The sequence below is a fragment of the Blastocatellia bacterium genome (assembly GCA_016713405.1).
In the GTDB taxonomy this organism is placed as follows: Bacteria; Acidobacteriota; Blastocatellia; order Chloracidobacteriales; family JADJPF01; genus JADJPF01.
Genome location: JADJPF010000025.1, coordinates 1 through 4,206, shown reverse-complemented (window position 1 = coordinate 4,206; position 4,206 = coordinate 1). Strand labels below are relative to the sequence as shown.

Below are 4,206 nucleotides of genomic sequence, written 5' to 3'. Positions count from 1 at the left end.
ACCAGCCATATTTTATCCTTATACAATCATTATATCATTACATTACTAGTATAATTATTTATACTTCCCCTAAATTCCAAAGCTTGCCATTAAAACCTTTTAATAACTGTGAAGTATTTTTTGCTGCAATAACTACTAATAAAGCCCTCATTGCTCTTGTCATAGCAACATACATACTGCGACGTTCACGAGCTAAAATCTCTTCTATAGCCTCTACAGGCGTATTTTGTGGAATAATTGGATAGTTTGTGGTTAAAAACCCTGCAATAGTAACGATAGGAAATTCTAAGCCTTTAGCTGATTTAAGTGTAATAACTTTAATACTTGTTTTATTTAAATCTAAGTCTTTTCCTGCCATAAAATTAGCTTCTAAGCCAAAGTGATTTAGGCGGCCTGCTATTTCTTTTCCTACTTGCTCACTAGGTACAAGCACAGCACATGATCCTATTGCTAAACGATATTCTTTTGCTGCTGCTTTACAAAAACTTGCTATTAGATTTGCTTCGTCTTTAACATTTTCTACTGCTCTTACAGTAGGTTGTGGGCCGCTATGGATATAACTTGATTCTATTTTTTCATCATCTATTAAACCATTGGTCAGATAAGAATATGCTGCTTCATTAATTTCTTGGGTAGTGCGATGGTTAGTTTTAAGTATTCCTGTACGTCCAACAAATTGAAGGTCACTATGAATATCACTCCATCGAAAACTATTACTATAAATTGACTGATTAGCATCAGCCGTAATAAATAGCCTATTTGGTTTAGCACAGAGTTTTATTAACATTCTAATAGTATTTGGTTCTAAGTCTTGGGCTTCATCTACAATAACAGCATCATAAATAGCCATATTATTTGTACTGCGTAAAATCTCTAGTGCCTTACTTCTAATTTGTGACCAACTTTCAATACCATTTTCTATTAATAGTTTTGAAAAATGCTTGTATAAACTCCAAATTCCTCTACGTTGAGTTTTATTTAATCTTAATGAACGACCATTTCTAGGGGTTTCTAAATACTCTTCTAAGCTTTTTAACTCCCTAGATTCTATTACAGAATTTAATTCTTCTAATAAGTAATTAATGCTTAAGCGTTTTAGGATTTCGGTTTGAGCTTGTTTTTGCAACAAATTTCCTTCTAAAGAGCTTATTGTATTATTAACAGCTTGCTTCATTAAACTAACTAACTCTGAATTACTAGCAATATTTGGGTTGCCAATAGCGTCACGAATAATGTCACATGCAATTGAATCGGCTGTTTTTACTTGTACATATTGTGAGTCTTTTCCTAACAAATTATTTAGAAGTTGTTGAGAAAATGCTACTAATGAGTTTGTATAAGTAGTAAATAGTATACTAGGAGAGGAAATACCTTGTTTTTTTAAGTTATTGATTAAGCTTCTTACTCTATATAAAGCAACTGTACTTTTACCTGTGCCTGGGCCACCTTTAAGCAAAGTTGGGCCACTAGCATTTATAGCCCAATCTACATATTTTTCTTGTTCTGGATTAAGTTTAAGAAGAAAAGTTACTAGCTCACCTTCCTTAAAGCGCAATAAGTCTTCTGTGTTAGTAGTAAAGCTAGGCTGGTTTATAACTTGGTCAAAATTTGGTGAATAAATACAATCAAATAATCTATCTCTTAACTCATTTGGCACTTTAGCATTAGCTAAATCTTCTAAAGTTTCACATGTAAGCAACACCGCAAAAAAATCACTAGGAATTAGCAAACTTTCTAATAATTCTTTTGTGATTTTAACAGGTAATAATTCATCTATTTGCTTTTTACTAGTAGATCGTGATGAATATTGCGATGAAGGTTGTTTTGGAAATTCTTTTAGAGTTAATACATCATTAAGGCTAGCAAATTGACTAATATCAATATCTTCTACTTCTGCTATTAATTTATCGCCTTTATAAACATCTTTACGGCTGTCTACACCAAGTAAAGCTACCCAACCATCTCCATAAATGTAAATAATGCGAAAATCGCCTGATCTAAGCCGATAAACATCGCCTTTATAGCCATGTAGTTTCTTTTTCTGCTTACCATCAGGACTAGGATCATTACGCAAAAATTCTATTTTTTCCAATATTTGCACTACAAACTCTTTTGGTATAACCAAGAGTTGGTTAGTAAAAGTTGGTTTATGGATTATTTCAAAGCTCACAACCTCTGCTCCTAATAGGATTTAATACTACTTAAACACCCCAAACAAATACTTTTTTACCCAGTTTTTCACCCTGCCAAAGCTCTTTAGTGCAATAACGATGCAATAAATTCTTCCATATCTGCAAATTAGCAAAAGTTTCTTCATCTGTATTAAAAAGAGAAAAGACCGAACGAGATGCTACCAAAATCATTTTCTCTTTAGCACGACTCATAGCTACAGTTAGACGACGTGGATCCAATAAGAATTTACTAGATGCTAGTACGTACTCTCTATCACTTTCCGTTACACTAACTAAAATAACTCGCCTTTCCCCACCTTGAAATCTTTCTACTGTATCAACTGCTGATAATGTTTCTTGGCTGTCATTATCTTTAAGCGATTGCAAAAATGGAAAAGCATTTTTTATAGCTAAACGCTGCATTCTATGAGGAACTACTACTCCAAGACCTTCTATTGCATCTAAAGCATAAAGATCCTTATCTGCCAAAACGGTCAAAATAGGTGTTATTAACTCTTGCTCGAATAAATTACGTGTTTGGCTTTCTGCTTCTTCATATGTAATACAACTACTATTGGATGTTCTGGTGAAAGCACTGCCATTACAAAATTATCTTTATGCTCAAACTTGGGTAACAAATTCTTTTTCTGGAATGATGATAATTTATACCATCTTTTAGGTAAATTTCCTGCTTTAAAACTCTGCCATTGTTGTATTTGACACTCCAACGGCTAAAGCCATTGGATTCTTTTGGTCGCTAAAGTAGTCAGAAGGGCTCACGCCTACTGTTAGAAACAGTCCAACCACAACTAAGCCGTAAAAAGCATCACCCATCAGCACAAAGAGCGTGGATTGAGGGGTGGCCGGTGTCAGCGGCTCTACTACGTCTAGCAAAGTTTTTCAACTTCACAGGTCGTAGATACTTTACTTTTCCTTTAGGAATAAGGAAATTGGGTTTAATTTCACCCTTATTGAGGTATTTGTTTAGCAAATTAATTGCTCCTACCTCATCACGAACGCCTACAAATTTACATAAACTTAATAACCCCATTTCTTGGTTTAATCTTCGGGATGTTTTATCTTTCTTCCCTCTATTTATTTCGGTTATATCACCTACTACTAGCTTAGATACTTCTTTTTCTTTACAGAATTCTACTAGTTCATTTGCTGCTTTGTGTAGTAGGTCTTTAGTTTGATTCTCTGCTTTATTTAGTATTTTATACTTAGCTTTTTGTAGTTTAGTCCAACGCTTAGAGTGTTTTTGACAGCGTGATTGAAGTTGAGAGATTTCTGCTAATGCTTTAGCCTTACCTTGATTGATGCTTCTAAGTCCTCGTCCTACTACTGCTAGAGAATCTTGACCATCTGTTACTACTGATAAATGTATTGAACCTAAATCACTTGTTGCTATTTTCTCATTAACTGGTTTTGTTACTTCAACTTGATTTTGGATAGTTAAAAGCAACTTACCAAAGGCTAACTCTGCTTGTACTATTTTTCCTTCTGGCAAGTCTTTTGGAAGTCGGATGCAAATTCCTAATTGTCTTTTTCTGCTATGAGGGTCTATTCCCATTGGTAGTGTTATGTAGTTATTCTCTACTTTTAAGTGTTGACCTTTCCAAACTGGGTTAAAGTAGGTCTTTTTTCTTGTATGGGTAGCGAGCCTTTTTATCTGCATTTGCTCTATTAGTTTTGGTAGTTTCAATGTTAGAAAAGAATTTAGCTATTAATGCTTGGATTGTTTGACTATGTAGACGGAATTTCCTTGCAAAATGTTTTTCAAATTGGGATTGAGTAGGCCATTTTTTATTTCCTTTTCCTAAACCACAAGTGTAGTTTTACCATTTTATTCCAGAGTCTTGTGCTTCTATTCTGGCATCTGTCATCTGCTGCCAAACCGCACTTGATACTTGGTAGTTATTTGGATTACTCTATTTGTTTTCATTTTTCTATTATATTATGCTATTATTCTTACGTCAATATTTATTATTTATTTATTTCACTGCCGCAATAATCATCCCACGCCTAAAGACGT

General features: G+C 33.9%; 2 protein-coding genes and 1 pseudogene. All 3 read right to left on the bottom strand.

The annotated features are described in order from the left end of the window. Positions 1-58: 58 nt before the first annotated feature. Positions 59-2,170 (bottom strand): UvrD-helicase domain-containing protein, encoded by a 2,112-nt coding sequence (locus IPK14_25500; GenBank protein MBK7996602.1) that lies wholly within the window; start codon positions 2,168-2,170, stop codon positions 59-61. Between the two features lie 31 nt (positions 2,171-2,201). Beyond that, positions 2,202-2,856: pseudogene (locus IPK14_25495) on the bottom strand (hypothetical protein). 141 nt (positions 2,857-2,997) lie between these two features. After that, complete coding sequence (locus IPK14_25490) at positions 2,998-3,849, bottom strand: transposase (GenBank protein ID MBK7996601.1); 852 nt, start codon at positions 3,847-3,849, stop codon at positions 2,998-3,000. Positions 3,850-4,206 lie beyond the last annotated feature (357 nt).